The following is a 19,078-nucleotide window of genomic DNA, read 5'->3' on the forward strand; positions in this document are numbered from 1 at the left end:
ACACCTTCGCGAGCAAGCTCGCTCCTACAGGGGGGTAATCACGGTGCTTAGTCGAAAACGATGACCGAGCGCGCCAGTTCACCGCGACGCAACTCATCGAACGCCTCGTTGATCTGCTCCAGGCGGATGCGCTGGGAAATCATCTCGTCGAGCTTGAGCCTGCCGGCCATGTAGAAGTCCACCAGGCGCGGCATGTCCACCGGGAAGCGGTTGGAACCCATCAGCGAGCCCTGGATGCGTCGCTCGTGCAGCAACTGCAACGGGTCCAGTTCGATTTTCAGGCCCGGCTTGAGCATGCCGATCACGGTGGCGGTGCCGCCGCGAGCCAACATGGCGAACGCCTGCTCGGCGGTCTGCTTGAGGCCGATGCACTCGAAGGCGTGGTGCACGCCGCCACGGGTCAGCTCCAGCACTTGCTTGGCCGCATCGCCGTCGCGGCCATTGATCAGGTCGGTGGCCCCGAACTGTCTGGCCAGTTCCAGTTTCGAGTCGAGCATGTCGATGGCAATGATCCGCCCTGCCCCGGCCAGCGCCGCACCGTTGATGGCGGCCAGGCCGATACCGCCGCAGCCGATCACAGCCACGGTCTCGCCGGGGCGCACCTTGGCGGTGTTGAAGACCGCACCGGTGCCGGTGGTCACGGCGCAACCGAGCAGTGCGGCGCGATCCAGCGGCATGTCCCGGCGGATCGCCACGCAGGCGTTTTCGTGCACCAGCATCTGCTCGGCGAAACCGGACAGGTTGACGAATTGCGGGATGGGTTTTTGCACGTAGGTCAGACGCGACTCCTCGTCCTTGCCGCGCTTGGTTTCCGGGGATACGCAACGCGCCAGGTGACCGGTTACGCAGTGTTCGCAATGACCGCAGAACACGGTCAGGCAGGTGACCACGTGGTCCCCCGGCTTGACCGAACGCACCTCGCAGCCCACCTGTTCAACCACGCCCGCCGCTTCGTGACCCAACACCAGCGGGCCCGGGTACGGAAACGAGCCGTCGATGACGTGCAGATCCGAATGGCAGACACCCACTGCTTTGGTACGGATCAACACTTCCCGCGGACCCGGTTTGCTGATACCCACTTCTTCAATGACCAGCGGGGCTCCAACCTGATGGAATACGGCAGCTTTCATGGCAGTTCTCTCGAGAATGTGATGGGGTTCAGGCCGGGTTGGCCGCCGTGCGCAGTACGGCTTTGGCGTGGCTGAAGGTGCGGAAACCGTCAATGCCGTGGTAGGCACCCATGCCGCTCTGGCCGACACCACCGAACGGCAGGCCTTCGGTACTGGCGTGGCTTAACACGCCATTGAGGGTCACGCCGCCGGAACAGGTGCGGGTCAGCACCATGGCTTCTTCGGCGGCGTCATTGCCGAAGTAGTACAGCGCCAGCGGCCGCGGGCGGGCGTTGATCTGGGCGATCACCTCGCTGATGGCGTCATAGGGCTTGATCGGCAGCAGCGGGCCAAAGATTTCGTCCTGCATCACCTGCAGGTCGTCAGCAGGATTGCGCAACAGGGTCGGCACGATCTTGTTCAGCGTGGTCTGGCTGAAATCCTCGGCAGCGGCGTTCAGTTCGATCAGTTCGACACCGGCCTCGCGCGCTTCACGCAGATATCCCTGCAACCGCTCGAAATGCCGGGCGTTGATGATCGAGGTGTAGTCGGGGTTGTCCTTGAGCGTCGGGAAGAACCTGGCCACCACCGCCTTGGCCACGCCGATGAAAGCCTCCACCGACTCGTGCGGCACGAACACATAGTCAGGCGCCACGCACAGTTGACCGGCGTTGAGCAGCTTACCGATGACCACCTTGGCCACTGCGTCCTTGAAATCCGCGGTGCGTGAAATGATGGTCGGTGACTTGCCACCCAGTTCCAGGGTCACAGGTACAAGGTTCTGCGCCGCCGCGCGCAATACGTGCCTGCCGATGCTGGTGGCGCCAGTGAACAGCAAGTGATCGAACGGCTGGCTGCAGAAGTCCTGGCCGACCTCTGCCCCGCCAAGGACCACCGCCACTTCATCTTCGGCGTACACCGAGCGGATCAGGCGCGCGATCAGCCTTGAGGTGTGCGGGGTGAATTCCGACGGTTTGATCATCACCCGGTTACCGGCGGCCAAGGCACCGGCCAAACCGCTGAAGACCATGTAGCCGGGCACGTTCCAGGCGGTGACGATACCCACCACGCCCAGCGGCTGGTATTGCACCCAGGCTTCGCCGGCTCTCGCCTGGCGTTGTTGCGGGCGCATCCATCCGGCCAGTTCGGCCTTGGTCTGCTTGAGCGTCGCCAACGGCGACAGCACTTCGCTGCCCTTGGAAAAACCAGGGCTGCGATGACCGAAGTCCGCCGTCAACGCATCGACGATCTGCTGCTCATGAGTGACCAACAAGCCGATCGCCCGGTCGATCAATTCACAACGTTCTTCGAGGCTGTAGGGATCTCGGGCGAGGAAGGCCGCCCGTTGTTTATCCAGGATCGTGCGGATATCGGTACTCGCTGAACTCTCGATGACGCTCATCACTACCTCTCTTGTTTTTATGGACGCGCCGCGCTCAGGCAGCGATGCGTCGGGTCTGGCTGCATGGTTGATCATCACAGGGGCGGCGCCGCCACCCGGATCAGGTGGTGGGCACCCACAAACAGCACAACGCCCTGCGAACAGGGCGTTGGGTCAAACGCGGCCAATGGTCAGCGAATACCAGCGTTACGCAGTGCCGAAGGGGTGAAGTCGGTCATCTTCGCGGTCATGCCATAGGTGGTGGCATGCCGGGACTGGTTGGTCATCGCCAGCACGTTGTAGCGACCGGCAATCAGGTCGTAGATCCCGAGCATGGCGAAGTTCGGTGCGCCGCGCTCGTAGTCGTTGATCGCATAACCTTCCGCCACCCGCCATAGCTGGCCACGACCGTCGTAGTGATCGACCTCGGCCAGTTGCCAGGTGTCTTCGTCGAAGTACATGTCACGCTTGGCATAAACATGACGCTGGCCGGGCTTGAGCGTGGCCTCTACGTGCCACACACGGTGCAGCTCGTAGCGTGTCAGGTCCTGGTTGATGTGCCCTGGCTTGATGATGTCGTCGTACTTCACTTTCGGCGACTGCAAGCGATAGTTGTTGTACGGGATGTACAGTTCCTTCTTGCCGACCAGCTTCCAGTCATAACGATCCGGCGCGCCGTTCATCATGTCGGTATTGTCGGCGGTGCGCATGCCGTCGGAGCCGTTGCCCGGACCGTCGTAGGCCACCTGCGGTGCGCGGCGCACCCGGCGCTGGCCGGCGTTGTAGACCCACGCCAGACGCGGCTCCTTGACCTGGTCGATGGTCTCGTGGATCAGGATCACGCTGCCGGCCATGCGCGACGGCGCAGTAATTTCCTGCTTGTAGTAATACAGGACGTTGTCGCCCTCGCCGCCCGATACCCCTTCCATCAATTGCGGGAACGCCAGTTTGTCGTCGTACTCGACAATCGAATAGGAGCCGTTGGCTTGCGGTGCGGCCTGTGCCGCCTGGCGCTCCATGTTGCCACCGCGGTAGCGGTTGGTGTGGTTCCAGAAAACCTCGACGCCGCTCTTCGGAATCGGGAAAGGGTAATAGCGGGTCTGGCTGAAATTGAGCAGGCCATTGCCGTCGGGCGTCAGCTGCGTGGTCACCGCACTCTTTTTCGCAATGTCGTAGATGTCCTGCGGCGACGCGGCGGTACGCTGGGTCTTGTACACCGGGATCTTGTAGCTGTCCGGGTAGCGCTTGAACATCGCCAGTTGGCCCGGGGTCAGCTTGTCCTTGTACTGCTCGGCATTGGCCGCGGTGATCACCAGTTGCGGTTTTTCACCGGCAAACGGGTCACCGAGAAAACCGTTGTCGAGCGCTGCCGCACCGGGCTTGAGGCCACCGCTCCAGGGCGGAATGCTGCCGTTGGCATTGCCCTCTTTCTGGGCGCCCAAGGGGGTCAGCGTGGTGCCCAGTTGGGCGGCTTCCTGGGGCGAAACAGCGGCCATCACGGCACCAGCCAGCAACGACAGGCTCAGTGCGCCAGCGCGCAGGATAAAACGTGCTTTCATGTTCAGTTTCCTCTGGCAGGGTAACATCAGAAATTCACGCCGAAGCTGAGCGCAACGTAGTCGCGGTCGACGTTGGTGTTGAAATCGCCACCAAAGTAATTGGTGTAACTGAGGCTGGCGTTGTAGGTGTTCAGGTAATCGGCATCCACTCCGACGCTGACCGCCTTGGACCCTTCGTCGAAGTTCGGGCCGTAGCCCTGCACGTCATGGGACCAGGCCAGGTTCGGCGACAGGTTGATGCCGGCGATCACGTTCTGGTAGTCGAGCTTGCCGCGCAGGCGATAGCCCCAGCTGTTGCTGGTGTAGAAGCCATCGTCATTGCATTCCTGCGCCGGGTTGCTGGCGCTCGGCGTGCCCGCGGCGGTGCCCAGGCACGTGGCCGGGCCCGCGGCGCCCTGCAGTTCACCGGAACCAAACGCCGGGCTGCGACCGAAGCGCAACTCGGAACCATCGGCCTTGCCCAGGCCATTGATGTGGTTGTAGCCCACCTCACCGACCACGGTCAGGCGACTGGCGCCGAGCACCTGGTCGAAGAACTGGGTCGCGGTGACTTGCGCCTGGGTGACCGGCATGCGCTTGTAGCCGTTGACCTCGGCGCCCAGGTTGCGACCGGCGAAACCTGTGGTGATCAACGGCGAGGTTGCACCGAAGGTCGCGGCAGACAGCAGGTCGGCGGTATTGAGTTGCAGCGGCATGTTCGGCCGGTAGCTGACTTCGCCGCCCAGTGACACGCCCTCGACGTTGGTCTGGAAACTCAAGCCGTAGAGGCGGATATCTTCCGGATAGTCGATGAAATAACGCACGCTGCGGGCCGAGGTCACCCCCCCTGCCGCACTGCTCATCTGATTGATGCTCAGGTACGGGCTGCGGCTGTGGTAGTTCATCGCATAGGCGCCGAACTCGGTGTCGTTGAACTCGGGGACGAACCAGCGCAAGGCCAGGCCATACTGGCCACTGTCGCGGGCATCGTTGTCCTTCAGGCGCGGGATGAACGCATCGTCGGTGCCGGCGGCGATGGCGCCCAGGCCACCGGTATTGCGCGCGGCGCCCGGTGGCAGGTCGAGGCCGGCGACCACCAGCCGGTCGTTGCAGCCCTGGGGTACGCCGTCGCTGCCGAAGAACGTACCGCAGTTGTCCACCACCGATTTATCCCACTCCAGCTGGTAAAACGCTTCGGCGGTGATGTTGTCGGCCAGTCCCTGGGACACGTAGAGCAGGTTGACCGGAATCAGGCCTTCCTTGACCTCGGCACCCGGGCGGCGCAAGGCGGCCACGTCGACCGGGTTGATGCTGTTGATCGAGTTGCCGATGAACGTGCTCTCGCCCCAGCTCACCACCTGCTTGCCCAGGCGCACGTTGCCGACCTGATCGCCGATCGTGTAGTTGTGGTAGACGAAGCTGTCGAGGAACATCGCACCGGACGACTTGGCCGCCCGGTCACGTCCCGCGTCATCGATATCGTAGAACGGACGGCTTTCGTCCATCAGCTCGAAGTCATACCAATACTTGCCGCGCACGAACGCGCCGCTGTCGCCGTACTTCAGTTCCAGGTCATGCACGCCCTTGAAGATCTTCGAGAAGGTTTCGCCCTTCTTGAAGTTCAGCCGGTTGTCATCGGTGGTCCGCGAGGCGGAATCGCCACCGCTGACACCTTGGGAGTTAAAGTTGGAAATGAACTGCTTGTCCGGGTCCGTCGTGGACCAACTGGCTCCGATCGACAACGATGAATCGAAGCTACCCTGGACTTCTCCGATATTGAAATCGACAGCGTGAGCCTGTTTGCTCGTGCCCATGGCAAGCACTACGGCGACGGCCAGCAGACCTGGCTGAAAAACTCCGCGCATTGTTGTTTTTGTCATGCGGTTTCTCCGGTTGAGGATAAGTGTTGGGGAGCCCATTCCAGCGAGGCTCCGTGTGGTGATCAGCAGGCAACGCCCGTGTTTTTTCCGTAGAGCGTCACCACGCAGGCGCCACCCAGGCCAAGGTTGTGGGCCATGGCCAGACGTGCGCCTTGCACCTGACGCTGATCGGCGTTGCCACGCAATTGCTGGGTCAGCTCGTAGCACTGCGCCAGCCCGGTGGCGCCCAGCGGATGCCCCTTGGAAAGCAGGCCCCCGGACGGATTGATGACGACTTGGCCGCCGTAGGTGTTGTCGCCATCCATGACGAATTTCTCGGCACCGCCTTCGGGGCAAAAACCCAGCGACTCGTAGCAGATCACCTCGTTCTGGGCGAAACAGTCGTGCAGCTCGCAGACATCGATGTCCTGCGGGCCGACGCCGGCCTTCTCGTAGACCTGGCCCACGGCGGCGTGGGTCATGTGGGTGCCGACCCAGTCGAGCAGCGAGGGTTTGTCGAAGTTGAAGGATTCGGGTGTGTCGGTGGTCATCGCCTGGGCAACGATCTGCACGTCGCGGCGCAGGCCGTGCTTTCTGGCAAAGCGTTCGGAAACGAGGATTGCCGCAGCGCCACCGCAGGTTGGCGGACAGGCCATCAAACGGGTCATCGCGCCTGGCAGAATCACCGGATCGTTCATCACGTCTTCGACGCTGAGCACCTTGCGAAACAGTGCCAGCGGATTGTTGGCCGCATGGCGGCTGGCTTTGGCGCGTACAGCGGCGAAGGTTTCCATTTTGGTGCCGTACTTGTGCATGTACTCGCGCCCGGCACCGCCGAAGGTGCGGATGGCCTGGGGCATGCCGTCCAAGTCGGCGGTCAGCCCGCGCAGGATCGGCAGGAAGCGCTCGCGGGTTGGCGGACGGTCATCCCAGTGGGATTTCAAGGCGCCGGCCTGCATCTGTTCGAAACCGACCGCCAGCACGCAATCGGCCGAACCGGATTCGATGGCCTTGCGTGCCAGGTACAACGCGGTGGAACCGGTGGAGCAGTTGTTGTTGACGTTGACCACTGGAATCCCGGTCATGCCCACTTCGTACAGGACGGTCTGGCCGCTGGTGGAGTCGCCGTAGACATAACCGGCGTACGCCTCCTGGACCAGGTTGTAATCGATACCTGCATCGACCAGGGCGCGGCGGACCGCTTCAGCGCCCATCTGCACGTAGGTCGGGCTTGCGCCGGGCTTGCTGAACGGGATCATGCCGACGCCGGCAACCAGTACTTTTTCGCTCATGGTGTCACCTGGAAAAATGCGGGGAAAAGGATCACAACTGGCGCGCGATGAGTTCGCGCAGCACTTCGCTGGTGCCACCGAAGATGCGCGTCACGCGCATGTCGACGAAGGCGCGGGCGATCGGGTACTCCATCATGTAGCCGTAGCCGCCGTGCAGCTGGACCATGTCGTCGATGCACTTGCACAGGGTTTCGGTGGCGAACAGCTTGGCGATGGCCGACTCCTGCACCGTCAGGCGACGACGCATGTGTTCGCCGATGTAATGGTCGATGGTCAGGCGCACGGCGGTGGCCTGGGCCTTGATGTCGGCGAGCTTGAATTTGCTGTTCTGGAAGTCCCAGACGGTCTGGCCAAAGGCCTTGCGGTCCTTGACATACTCGACGGTCTGTTCCAGCAGGCGTTCGAGTTTGGCGGCGCTGTACAGGGCGATCACCAGGCGTTCCTGCGGTAGCTCTTCCATCAGGTGCATGAAGCCTTTGTTCTCTTCGCCCAGCAGGTTGCCCACCGGCACGCGCACGTTGTCGAAGAACAGCTCGGCGGTGTCGGCGGCGTGCTGGCCGACTTTTTCCAGCTTGCGCCCACGCCGGAAACCTTCGCGGTCGCACTCGACCATGATCAGGCTGCAGCCCTTGGCACCGGCGCCGGGATCGGTCTTGCAGACCACCACGACCATGTCGCAGGTCAGGCCGTTGCTGATGAAGGTCTTGCTGCCGTTGATCACCCACTCATCACCGTCGCGCACGGCGGTGGTACGGATTGCCTTGAGGTCCGAACCGGTCCCCGGCTCGGTCATCGCCACCGCCAGCACGGTTTCGCCGGAGCAGATTTTCGGCAGCCATTTCTGTTTCTGCTCTTCGGTACCCAGGCGCACGATGTACGGCGCGACGATGTCTGAGTGCACGCCCAGGCTCCAGCCCGAGACACCGGCGCGGTACAGCTCTTCGATCAGTACCGCCGAGTGACCGAAGTCGCCGCCGCCACCGCCGTATTCGGTCGGCACGGTCAGGCACAGCAGGTTGTGGCGGCCGGCCTTGAGCCAGGTCTCCCGGTCAACCTGCCCGGCCTCGTCCCACTGCGCCTGCTTGGGCAGGCATTCACGCTCGAAAAAACGCCGCGCGGTTTCACGCAGCATTTCGTGGTCTTCACGGTAGACGGTACGGTTGATGTGCATCGCAATCTCCAGTGGGTTGCCAGGCGGGCATGCGCCTGGTTCGTGAAACCACTGTATTGACGGGGGGTGGTCTTGAAGCCACCCGGATCGGGTAGCGAAAATCGAGAAGCTTGAAACACAACCTTTGTAGGAGCCGGCTTGCTGGCGATGGTCCTTGAAGCGTGCGGTGTTTCAACCAATGCCATCGCTGGCAAGCCAGCTCCTACAGGGGTTTGGGTGTGGTTACTTGCGCAGTTCGCGCTTGAGGATTTTGCCGGCGGCCGAGAGCGGTAACGCGTCACGGAACTCGACACTCTTGGGGCACTTGTACCCGGCGATGAATTCGCGGCAGTACAGTCGTAATTGCTCTTCATCGACCTCGGCGCCAGGCTTGCGCACCACCACTGCATGTACCGCCTCACCCCATTGTTCATGAGGAACGCCGATCACCGCCGCCAGCGCCACCGCCGGGTGTCGGGCGAGGACGTTCTCGACTTCCGCCGAATAAACGTTTTCACCGCCGCTGACGATCATGTCCTTGAGGCGGTCGACGATGAACAGGTAACCCTGCTCGTCCATGTACGCGCCGTCGCCGGTGTGCAACCAGCCATCGCGCAGTGCCCTGGCAGTTTCTTCGGGTTTGTTCCAGTAACCCTGCATGACGTTCGGCCCGCGCACGATGATCTCGCCCACGGTGCCGCGCGGGACCTCCTGGCCGTGGGGATCGACGATCTTCACGTTGACGCCCAGGCCACCGCGCCCTACCGAACGCGACAGGCCGCTGATGCGGGCCTCGGGGGTGTGGTTGCACGGCAGGTTGCTCGATACCACCGGACAGGCCTCGGTCAGCCCATAGGAATGGGACAGCTCGATGTCCGGAAACCGGGCGAGCACTTGCTCGACCATGTCGCCAGCACTGGGTGAAGCGCCGTAGGTGAGGCGCTTGAGACTGCCCAGGTCGTACTTGTCCCGGTCTGGATGCGCCAGCAACGCGAGGATCATGGTTGGCACCAGCAGCGTTTCGGTGACCCGTTCCCGCTCGATGATCTGTAGCGTTTGCAAGGCATCGAAGCCGGACACCAGCACATGGCTTTCACCCGCCAGGAACTGGATCAGCGCCCGGGCCATGCCGGCGACGTGGAACAGCGGCGCCACGTGCAACAACAGGCCGCCGCGGATCGGCGGCATATCGACCATGCGCGGCATGCACGCCGACCACAGGTTCCAGTGCGACTGCATCACCCCCTTGGGAAAACCGGTGGTGCCACCGGTGTACATGATGCAGGCCAGGTCCTCGCCCCCACGTCCGGCGTCTTGCACCGGCGCGGCCTGGGCAATCAGCTGCTCATAAGCGAGCATGCCCACCGGAACTTCGCCTTCGCCGGCGTAGATGAACCGTGGCGCCTGGCGAGCGGTGTTGCGGATGCCTTCGGCGAGGCCGGCGAAATGCTCGTCGACGATCAGGATGGCGGTGGCGCAATCGTCCAGCGAGTAGACGATCTCCGGCACGCTCCAGCGCACGTTCACCGGGTTGAGCACGCCACCGCCCCACCACACGCCCATGATGTATTCCAGGTAACGGTCGGAGTTGAGCGCGAGCATGCCGACCCGATCCCCCGCCGCCATGCCGAGGGTTTGCAAGGCGCCCGCCAGGCGCGCGACGCGCTCGGCAAACTGGCCGTAGGTGTGGCGCCGTGACGCGAAAATCGTCGCGATATGGTCCGGGTTCTGTTGCAGCGTGCGCTGCAGGCATTGGGTCATGTACATGGTGTCAGCTCACACCCCGATCCTTGCCGGCCCAGAACGGTTCGCGCAGGTCACGCTTGAGTACTTTGCCGGCGCCCGACAACGGCAAGGCCTGGCGGAACTCCACCGACTTGGGGGTCTTGTAGCCGGCGATCTGCCGGCGGCAGTGTTCGATGATCTGCGCGCCTGCGACTTCGTTGTCCGGCTTGAGCACCACCACCGCGTGCACCGCTTCGCCCCACTGCGCGCAGGGAATGCCGATCACCGCACAGGCGGCGACGGCCGGGTGGCTGGCTATCGCGCTTTCGACCTCACCCGAGTAAACGTTCTCGCCACCGCTGACGATCATGTCCTTGAAGCGGTCGACGATGTAGAGGTAACCCTCGTCGTCCATGTAGGCACCGTCACCGGTGTGCATCCAGCCGCCACGCAGGGCCTGGGCGGTCTCTTCAGGCTTGTTCCAGTAACCGAGCATGATGTTCGGGCCGCGGACCAGGACTTCGCCTACCGTTCCGCGCGGGACTTCGTTGTCATGTTCGTCGACGATACGCACCGTGACGCCCAGGCCAGGTCGTCCGGCCGAGCGCAAACGCCCATTGGCGATCCCTTCGGCACCGTGGTTTTCCGGGCCGTTGGCGCTGATTGGCGGCGCGGCTTCGGTCATGCCGTAGCCCTGGGTGAACTCGACGTTCGGCAAGGCCTTGAGGGCCAGTTCCAGCAACGGCACGGCAATCGGCGAGGCGCCATAGGTCAGGCTGCGCAGGCAGCCGAGATCGTGTTTGGCGAACTCGGGGTGCATGATCAACGCCTGGAGCATGGTTGGCACGATCAGGATGTCCGTGATCCGTTCACGCTCGATGGTTTGCATTACGCCCAGCGCATCGAAAGCCGGGACGAAGATGTTCGGCAATCCGAGCAGCGAGATCAGGATCACCCGCGACAGCGCCGCGAGGTGGAACATGGGGGCGATATGCAAGGTCAGCGCATCCGCCGGCACCGGTACGTCGGCCGCGCGGGCCACGGCCGACGACCACAGGTTCATGTGCGACTGCATCACGCCTTTGGGCAGGCCGGTGGTACCGCCGGTGTACAGGATGCTGGCCAGGTCGTCGCCGCCGCGGAAGGCGTCGTCGACGGGCTCGGCGTATTTGATCAGCTGTTCGTAGGAGAGCATGCCCTCGGGGGCCGGGCCGTCACCCACGTGGATCAGCAGCGGCCGCACCTTGGCCGCGCCGGCGATGTCTTCGGCCATGGGCAGGAAGCTGTCGTCGATCATCAGGATGCGCGTGTCGCAATCGTCCAGCGAGTAGACGATTTCCGCCACGCTCCAGCGGATATTGACCGGGTTGACCACGCCACCGCCCCACCAGGTGGCCAGGTAGTACTCGAGAAAACGGTCGGAGTTCAGACCGAGCAGGCCCACCCGGTCGCCGCTGTGCATGCCCAGTTGCTGCAAGGCACCGGCGAGACGGGCGACGCGATCGGCCAGCTGGGCATAGGTGTGGCGCCGGTCGCGGAAGACCGTCGCCAGGGCGTGGGGGCGCTGCTGCAAGACAAGGTGCAGTCCTTGGGTCAGATACATGGTGGTTTCCTGTGAATTATTGTTGTCAGGCAAGGCCGCCTACAGTGACTGGGCGGGGTGTCACGCTCCGTTGTATTTGGGTGCGCGTTTCTCGGACTGGGCCATGCGTCCTTCGACGTGATCCTGGCTGTCGCGCAGCAAGCCCCAGTGCAGGTGGGCTTGATTCACGAAATCCCGGGGCGTCAGGTGGGCGGTCTGGACCGCCAGTTGCTTGATCGACTGCACCGCCAGCGGGCCATTGGCGGCGATGCGTTCGGCGAGAATCAGGGCGGTGGACAACAACTGTTGCCGGGGCACAAGGTCGATGACCAGGCCGATGCGCAAGGCTTCCCGGGCATCGATCGGCTCACCGGTCAGGGCCATTTTCATGGCGTGGGCAGCAGGCACCGCGCGCAGCAGATACTGCACGCCACCCGCCGCCGGAATGGTCGCAGCGCAGACTTCCGGCAAGCCGAACGAGGCACTGTCGGCCGCGATGCGCAGGTCACACTGCAACGCCAGTTCAAGACCGCCGGCCAGGCAGGCGCCGTTGATGGCGGCGATGATCGGCTTCCAGATCTCCAGGTCGCTGAGGTCGAACAGCCGGGCATAGCTACCCTCCTCGGCTTCGGTCTCGCGGCTTTTCAGGGCACCGGCGACAAAACCGGGTTGCGTGCGCGACGGCTCGCGCGGACTGGCACCGCAGCAGAATCCGCGCTCACCGGCACCGGTGAGCACGATGACCCGCACCTGTTCATCATCCTGACAAGCCACCAGGGTCTTGCGCAGGTGCATGAGGTCGCTGATGGTCAGCGCACTGTTCGACTGTTGCGCATCGAGCGTGATGACTGCCACGTGATCGATGATCCTGAACTGAATGGCCATGGCCTAACCTCAACGCTCCACTGTTCTGACGGAGTGCCGCAGCTCCCCGATTCTTGTGCTTTCCAGTAGATCAATCCGTTGATCGGCGACGACCACCCGGATCGGGTGGTGGCCGGCAAAGACAGGGTCATGCCGCCCATGCTCTGGGTTACACTCGAAGGGATTCGACGCACTCACAAAACAAAAAAGAATCGGAAAGCCCCATGGACAAACACCGCCCGTCCAATGCATCGGACACCCTTGCCAGCCAGGTCTTCACTGCGGTTCAGTCGCCGATCGTCAGCAGCAAACTGCTTCCACCGCGCAGTGCCGGGCGCCTGATTTCCCGCGAACGCCTGCAGGAGCAGATGCTCAAGGCCCGCCGCCAGCGCTGCATCGTGCTCAAGGGGCCGGCCGGTTGCGGCAAGACCTCGACGCTCATCGCCTGGCGTCAGGCGCTGCTGCCATTGGGTTTCGATGTGGCGTGGCTGACGCTGTCTGCCGACGACAACGAGCTGACACGTTTTCTCGACTACCTGCTCGCCAGCCTCGGCCAGATCGAGCCGAACCTGGTCCACGAAGCCACTCAACTGGAAGGTCGCGGTATTGACAGCGAGGCGGTGGAACGCACCGTCATCACCCTGGTGCGCAGCATTGCCCGGCACAACCGCGAACTGGTGCTGGTGCTCGACGACCTGCACCACCTGACCGACGTCGGTATTCATCAGGCCCTGCAATGGCTGATCGACTACGCACCGGCCAATCTGCACCTTGCCCTGGTGTCACGCAGCAGCGTGCCGCTGTCGTTGGCGCGCTTGCGCAGCCAGGAGCTGGTACTGGAACTGAACCTGCGGGATTTGCGTTTTACCCCGGCGGAGTCCGAGCAATTTCTCAAGGCACAGCTGGGCGATATCAGCGCCCGCGATGCCAGGCAGATGCACGAACTGACCGATGGCTGGGTCGCCGGCCTGCAACTGCTCGCGGTCAGCCGCAAGAAAAATCGCCCGGCCGTTGCCACCACCGACCAGGTGCGCGACAACCAGGCGTTCGCCAAATATTTCGAAGTCGAGGTGTTGTCCCACCTGTCGCCGACGGATCTGGACCTGATGCTGCTCATGGCGGTCTGCAACCGCTTCTGCGCCTCGCTGTGCGCCGCCCTCAGTGGCCACCCACAAGCGATCGGCGAAGCCAATGCCCTGCTCGCCCGCCTGGAACGGGACAACCTGTTCCTGATCCCGGTGGACAGCGCCGCACGGGAAACCTGGTATCGCCTGCACCCGCTGCTGCGCGAAACCCTGCTCAAATACTTCGATTCGCGCAGCGCCGCCGAACAACAGGCGGTGCACGCGCGGGCATGGGCCTGGTTTCGCGATCACCAGCATCTGGATGAGGCGGTGCACCACGCCGTCATGGCCGGCGACCCGGATGCCGGCGCCGACCTGGTGCAGCAGAACGCCGAGACATTGTATGCCCATGGCGACCTGCGCATGCTCATCGAACTGGTGCGCCTGCTGCCGGTGGAGCAAGTGCAGGCGCGGATCAAGCTGCGCATCCTCAAGGCCCGGATGCAACTCTATGCGCGAGATTTCGTCGCCTGCGTCAACAGCCTGGATCAACTGCTCCACGACGTCCCTGAAAGTGACGTGCACGATCGTTTCATGATTGCGATCCTGCGCGCCTCCCTGGCGCTGCAGCGCGATGACACGGACGCGGCGATGGCGGTGCTGCCACAATTGCTCGATCCACCCCCGGGTAGCAACAGCGTTTCCCTGGGTTCATGCGCCAACCTCCTGTCCTGGCTCTACATGCACCGGGGCGAATACGAAAAGGCCCGTCAGGTACAACTCGACCGCCCCCTGCTGCTGATCAATGGCGAACCCCTCCTGGGCACCACCGCCGGCAGTCTGCAGGGGCGCTGCATGATTGGCTTGAGCCACGCCCTCGAAGGCCAGATGAAGCAGGCGGAGCGGGTTTACCGCGAGGTGATGCACGAAGCCGCGCAATGCGGCAAGGCCGGCGCCGACGCCACTTACCTCTCCGCTGCACTGCTGGGTGAGGTGCTGTACGAAACCAATGACGTCGACGCGGCGTTCAAGCTGCTGTCGGGCTGGGTCGATATCCTCGAGCGGATCTCGATTCCCGATTCGGTCCTGCGCGTGATGCAGGTGCTGTGGAACGTGCAATGGCTGGCGGGCAATCATCAGGAAGCCCTGGCCTACGTCGAACGGCTCGACGAGTACGCGATCAAGCTCGGGCTGGAGCGCCTGCAAGCCTACTGCCTGACCTGGCAGGTGCGCTGGCTGATGATGCTCGGCGAGCATGCCCAGGCCCACTCCAAACTGGCGCGCCTGGAAGCCATCGATGCGCGCCACCCGGATGCCGGGCACAGTGCCCTCAAGGAGATCCACATCCTGGCCGAGAATGCGCGGGTGCGCTGGCAAATCCAGCAAGGCGACCTGGACGGCGGGTTAAAGCGGATCGAAAAACTGATCGACACCTGTGAGCGGCACCGCCGCCAGCTCGGCACCGTGCGCCTTTTGGTCCTGAGCGGCGTGATCGAATCCCAGCGCGGCAACGCGCAGGCGGCCCGTGACCACGTCATGCAGGCGCTGCAACGCGGGCAACGCTTCGGGTTACTGCGCAGCCTGCTCGACGCCCACCCGGACGCCCTGAAACTGATCAGCGAGATCGCGAGCAAGGAAGACCTGGACCCCGTGCTGGCGTTCTACGTCGAGCGCCTGCAGGCGGCCCAGGTGACCGTACCGGCCGTGCCGACCGACAAACCCTCCCCCGTCACGCCGGGCAATCCCCTCGCCGCCGGCATGGAGCCGTTGAGCGAACGTGAAATCGAAGTGGTGCGCCTGCTCGCCCAGGCCCTGCCCAACAAGAAAATCGCCCGCGCCCTGGGGCTGTCCCCGGAAACCGTGAAATGGCACCTGAGCCATATCTACAGCAAGCTCGGCGTCAACAGCCGCGATGAAGCGGTGGCGCGGGTGCGCGATCTTGAGTCGCAGGAAGGCTCAAGCACTCCCCCCTGAAATCTCCAGACCAGGAACAAACCCTGTGGGAGCCAGCCTGCTGGCGATGAGGCCGGCACATACAACATCACTGTTGCCTGACACTCCGCCATCGCCAGCAGGCTGGCTCCCACAGTAGATTGCGGTGTTTTCTGATCACTGATTTCTACCTTGCCACCCGCCTCGGGTGGCGTTCCCGCCGGCCCCCCACCCTATCGTAACCCTCAGTTCCAAGGCGCCGGGCCCCAGCCGGCCCGTGATCATTGAGGAGTCTTGCATGCACATTGCCCGAACCGTTTTGCGCGACGACCATGAGATGTTCCGCACCACCGCACGGCGCTTTTTCGAGCGTGAATGCCTGCCGCGCCAGGCCGCCTGGGACAAGGCCGGCCAGGTCGACCGCGAGACCTGGCTCAAGGCCGGGCGTGAAGGCTTGCTCGGCATCACCTTGCCGACCGAATACGGCGGTGGCGGCGGCGATTTTGGCCACTGCGCAGTGTTCAACGAAGAGTTCGCCCGGGCCGGTGTGAGTGGCGCCTACTTCGGCATGCACTCCGACGTGATTGCCCCGTACATCAATCGCTGCGGCAACCAAGAACAGAAACGCAAGTGGCTGCCGGGCATCTGCGCAGGTGAAATCATTCTTGCCATCGCCATGACTGAACCCGGCACCGGCAGCGACCTCAAGGCCGTGCGCACTACAGCCGCACGCGATGGCGACGAGTACGTGATCAATGGCAGCAAGACCTTCATCAGCAATGGTCTCACCGCCGACCTGGTGATCGTGGTGTGCAAGACCGATCCCACCGCCGGTGCCAAGGGCATCAGCCTGATCGCCGTGGAAGCCAGCCGCGCGGGCTTCAAGCGCGGGCGCAAGCTGGAGAAGGTCGGCCAGGCCGCCGCCGACACCGCCGAGCTGTTCTTCGACAACGTGCGGGTGCCGGTCGGCAACCGCATCGGTGAAGAAGGCCTGGGCTTCACCTACCTGATGGGGGAGCTGCCGCAAGAGCGCTTCTCCATCGCCGTGTCCGCCGCCGCAAAACTGGAGCGCCTGCTGGAACAGACCGTCGAGTACGTGAAGGACCGCAAGGCCTTCAACCAGACCGTTTGGGACTTCCAGAACAGCAAATTCAAACTCGCCGATATCAAGGCCCAGGCCACCGCCCTGCGCGTCATGGTCGACTACTACCTGGGCGAGCACATGCGTCGGCGCCTGACCCTGGAAGAGGCAGCGATCGCCAAGCTCTACACCACCGAAACCCTGTGGAAGTGCATCGACGACATGGTCCAGTTGCACGGTGGCTACGGCTACATGATGGAGTACCCGATCGCCCGCGCGTTCGTCGACATGCGCGTCAACCGCATTTACGGCGGCACCAGTGAAGTCATGCGCGAAATGATCGCGCGCAAGCTCTGAACCTCTAAAACAACAAGGAAAACAACGATGAGCCAAAAAGTCTTCGTGGCTGGCGTCGGCATGATCCAGTTCAAGAAACCGGGGACCAACGAGCCCTACGATGTCATGGGCGAACAGGCGATTCGCCTGGCCCTGGCCGATTGTGGCCTGGACTTTCGCGACATCCAGCAGGCCTATGCCGGCTACGTCTACGGCGACTCCACCTGCGGCCAGAAAGCCCTGTATCGCGTGGGCATGACCGGCATCCCGCTGATCAACGTCAACAACAACTGCGCCACCGGTTCCAGCGCATTGTTCCTGGCCCGCCAGGCCGTGGCCAGTGGCGCGGTGGATTGCGCCCTGGCGTTCGGCTTTGAACAGATGAATCCGGGCGCGCTGAAATCCGCCTGGACCGACCGCGCGCCGGCCACCGAACGCGCGCTCAAGTTGACCAACGAACTGGTCGGCATGCCCGACCTGCCGACCGCCATCCGCCAGTTCGCCGGCGCCGGCTACGCGCACATGCAGAAGTACGGCACGCAGCTTGAGACCTTCGCCAAGATCCGCGCCAAGGCCAGCCGCCACGCCGCCAACAACCCTCTGGCGGTGTTCCGCAACGTGGTCAGTACCGAAGAAGTCCTGGCCGCGCCAATGTTGTGGGAAGGCGTGCTCACCCGCCTGATGGCTTGCCCGCCGACCTGTGGCGCCGCCGCCAGCATCGTAGTCTCTGAAGCGTTCGCGAAAAAACATGGCCTGCGCACCGACGTGTTGATGGCCGGCCAGGCGCTGACCACCGACCTGCCGAGCACTTATGACGCCAGGGACATGATCCGCGTGGTCGGTTTCGACATGACGCGCATGGCAGCAGATATCGCCTACAACCAGGCCGGCATCGGCCCGCAAGACATCGACGTGATCGAGTTGCACGACTGCTTCGCCCAGAACGAACTGCTGACCTACGAAGGCCTGGGTTTGTGCGAGGAAGGCGGTGGCGAGCGTTTGGTCAACGACGGCGACAACACTTACGGCGGCGAGTGGGTGACCAACCCTTCCGGCGGCCTGCTCTCCAAGGGCCACCCGCTGGGCGCCACCGGCCTTGCGCAGTGCTATGAGCTGACCCACCAGTTGCGTGGTACCGCCGAGCAGCGCCAGGTGCAGAACGCGCGCATCGCCGTGCAACACAACCTCGGCCTGGGCGGCGCCTGCGTCGTCACCGTGTACCAGAAAAACTGAAACGGCCAGCGATCCAGGGAGTCATTCAGATGATCGATAAAAAACACATCGGCAAGCAATTGCCCACCTTCCTCGTCAACGCCGAAGCCGGGCAACTGCGCTTCTTCGCCAAGGCCACCGGGGAAACCAACCCGATCTACATCGACGAACAGGCAGCGCGCGATGCCGGTCACCCCAACCTGCCGTTGCCGCCAACTTTTCTGTTCTCGCTGGAGTTCCAGATCCCGTCCAATGCCTGGCGTGACGAACTGGGCATCGTCACCGCGCGCATCCTGCACGGCGAAGAGTCGTTCCGTTATCACCGCATGGCCTATGCCGGCGACACGCTGCGCTTCGATGTGCGCATCGCCGACATCTACGACAAGAAAGCCGGCGCGCTGGAGTTCGTGGTGCGCGAAACCCGAGTCACCAATCAGCACGGTGAGCACGTCGCGGACCTGCGCAGCGTGCTCGTGCAGCGCAACAGCTGAAGCGGAGAACCCTGATGAACGCCATAAGCCTGGAAAAAATCAACGTCGGCGACACCTTGCCGCCACTGGTCCTGCCGCCGATCAACCGCACCACCCTGGCGCTGTTCGCCGGTGCGTCGGGAGACCACAACGCCATCCATATCGACACCGATTACGCCCGCCGCGCCGGCATGCCCGACGTGTTCGCCCACGGCATGTTGTCGATGGCCTACCTCGCTCGCCTGCTGACCCAGTGGGTCGATCAGCGCCAGTTGCGCGAGTTCGGCGTGCGTTTTCTCGGCATCACCCACCTGGGCCACCAAATTACCTGCAGCGGTGCTGTGATCGACCGCTTCGAAGTCGATGGCGAGCAACGGATCAAGGTCGAAGTGCGCACCACCAATCAATACGGCGAGACCAAGATCGTTGGCGACGCCGTGATCGCTCTGTAAACAAAAACTGATAACTGAGGAGCAACACCCC

14 protein-coding genes are annotated in these 19,078 nt (G+C 63.3%); 5 read left to right on the top strand and 9 right to left on the bottom strand.

Annotation, left to right across the window (positions count from 1 at the left end; translation table 11 throughout):
* Window positions 1-47 precede the first annotated feature (47 nt).
* The 9 genes from ACYP2Q_RS17795 to ACYP2Q_RS17835 all read right to left on the bottom strand — a co-directional run bounded on the left by ACYP2Q_RS17795 (window position 48) and on the right by ACYP2Q_RS17835 (window position 12,521).
* A complete protein-coding gene (locus ACYP2Q_RS17795) occupies window positions 48-1,130 on the bottom strand; it encodes a Zn-dependent alcohol dehydrogenase (protein WP_459731706.1) in 1,083 nt (360 codons plus the stop codon).
* Window positions 1,131-1,158: 28 nt separating this feature from the next.
* Entirely contained in the window at window positions 1,159-2,586 is a 1,428-nt protein-coding gene (locus ACYP2Q_RS17800) for a coniferyl aldehyde dehydrogenase (protein WP_459731707.1), read from the bottom strand.
* Window positions 2,587-2,681: 95 nt separating this feature from the next.
* Entirely contained in the window at window positions 2,682-4,049 is a 1,368-nt protein-coding gene (locus tag ACYP2Q_RS17805) for a DUF1329 domain-containing protein (protein WP_459731708.1), read from the bottom strand.
* 26 nt (window positions 4,050-4,075) lie between these two features.
* A complete protein-coding gene (locus ACYP2Q_RS17810) occupies window positions 4,076-5,908 on the bottom strand; it encodes a DUF1302 domain-containing protein (RefSeq protein ID WP_459731709.1) in 1,833 nt (610 codons plus the stop codon).
* Window positions 5,909-5,970: 62 nt separating this feature from the next.
* On the bottom strand, window positions 5,971-7,179 hold the full coding sequence (locus ACYP2Q_RS17815; RefSeq protein ID WP_459731710.1) for a lipid-transfer protein: 1,209 nt from the start codon (window positions 7,177-7,179) through the stop codon (window positions 5,971-5,973).
* A 31-nt stretch (window positions 7,180-7,210) separates the two neighbouring features.
* A complete protein-coding gene (locus ACYP2Q_RS17820; protein ID WP_459731711.1) occupies window positions 7,211-8,350 on the bottom strand; it encodes an acyl-CoA dehydrogenase family protein in 1,140 nt (379 codons plus the stop codon).
* Between the two features lie 222 nt (window positions 8,351-8,572).
* Entirely contained in the window at window positions 8,573-10,096 is a 1,524-nt protein-coding gene (locus ACYP2Q_RS17825) for an acyl-CoA synthetase (RefSeq protein ID WP_459731712.1), read from the bottom strand.
* Window positions 10,097-10,100: 4 nt separating this feature from the next.
* The gene (locus tag ACYP2Q_RS17830; RefSeq protein WP_459731713.1) at window positions 10,101-11,657 is read right to left on the bottom strand and encodes an acyl-CoA synthetase; all 1,557 of its coding nucleotides are present in this window, start codon (window positions 11,655-11,657) and stop codon (window positions 10,101-10,103) included.
* A gap of 60 nt (window positions 11,658-11,717) precedes the next feature.
* Window positions 11,718-12,521, bottom strand: coding sequence for an enoyl-CoA hydratase/isomerase family protein (locus ACYP2Q_RS17835; protein ID WP_459731714.1), 804 nt, complete (start codon window positions 12,519-12,521; stop codon window positions 11,718-11,720).
* A 203-nt stretch (window positions 12,522-12,724) separates the two neighbouring features.
* Here ACYP2Q_RS17835 and ACYP2Q_RS17840 point away from each other — a divergent pair, with 203 nt between their 5' ends.
* The 5 genes from ACYP2Q_RS17840 (at window position 12,725) to ACYP2Q_RS17860 (ending at window position 19,047) form a co-directional block, all read left to right on the top strand.
* Window positions 12,725-15,538, top strand: a complete 2,814-nt coding sequence (locus ACYP2Q_RS17840; protein ID WP_459731715.1) for a LuxR C-terminal-related transcriptional regulator — start codon at window positions 12,725-12,727, stop codon at window positions 15,536-15,538.
* Window positions 15,539-15,794: 256 nt separating this feature from the next.
* The gene (locus ACYP2Q_RS17845) at window positions 15,795-16,934 is read left to right on the top strand and encodes an acyl-CoA dehydrogenase family protein (protein ID WP_459731717.1); all 1,140 of its coding nucleotides are present in this window, start codon (window positions 15,795-15,797) and stop codon (window positions 16,932-16,934) included.
* A gap of 27 nt (window positions 16,935-16,961) precedes the next feature.
* Window positions 16,962-18,146, top strand: coding sequence for a lipid-transfer protein (locus ACYP2Q_RS17850; RefSeq protein WP_459731718.1), 1,185 nt, complete (start codon window positions 16,962-16,964; stop codon window positions 18,144-18,146).
* 29 nt (window positions 18,147-18,175) lie between these two features.
* The gene (locus tag ACYP2Q_RS17855) at window positions 18,176-18,616 is read left to right on the top strand and encodes a MaoC family dehydratase N-terminal domain-containing protein (protein WP_459731719.1); all 441 of its coding nucleotides are present in this window, start codon (window positions 18,176-18,178) and stop codon (window positions 18,614-18,616) included.
* A gap of 14 nt (window positions 18,617-18,630) precedes the next feature.
* Complete coding sequence (locus ACYP2Q_RS17860; protein WP_459731720.1) at window positions 18,631-19,047, top strand: MaoC family dehydratase; 417 nt, start codon at window positions 18,631-18,633, stop codon at window positions 19,045-19,047.
* Window positions 19,048-19,078 lie beyond the last annotated feature (31 nt).

Source organism: Pseudomonas sp. MHK4 (assembly GCF_054600775.1).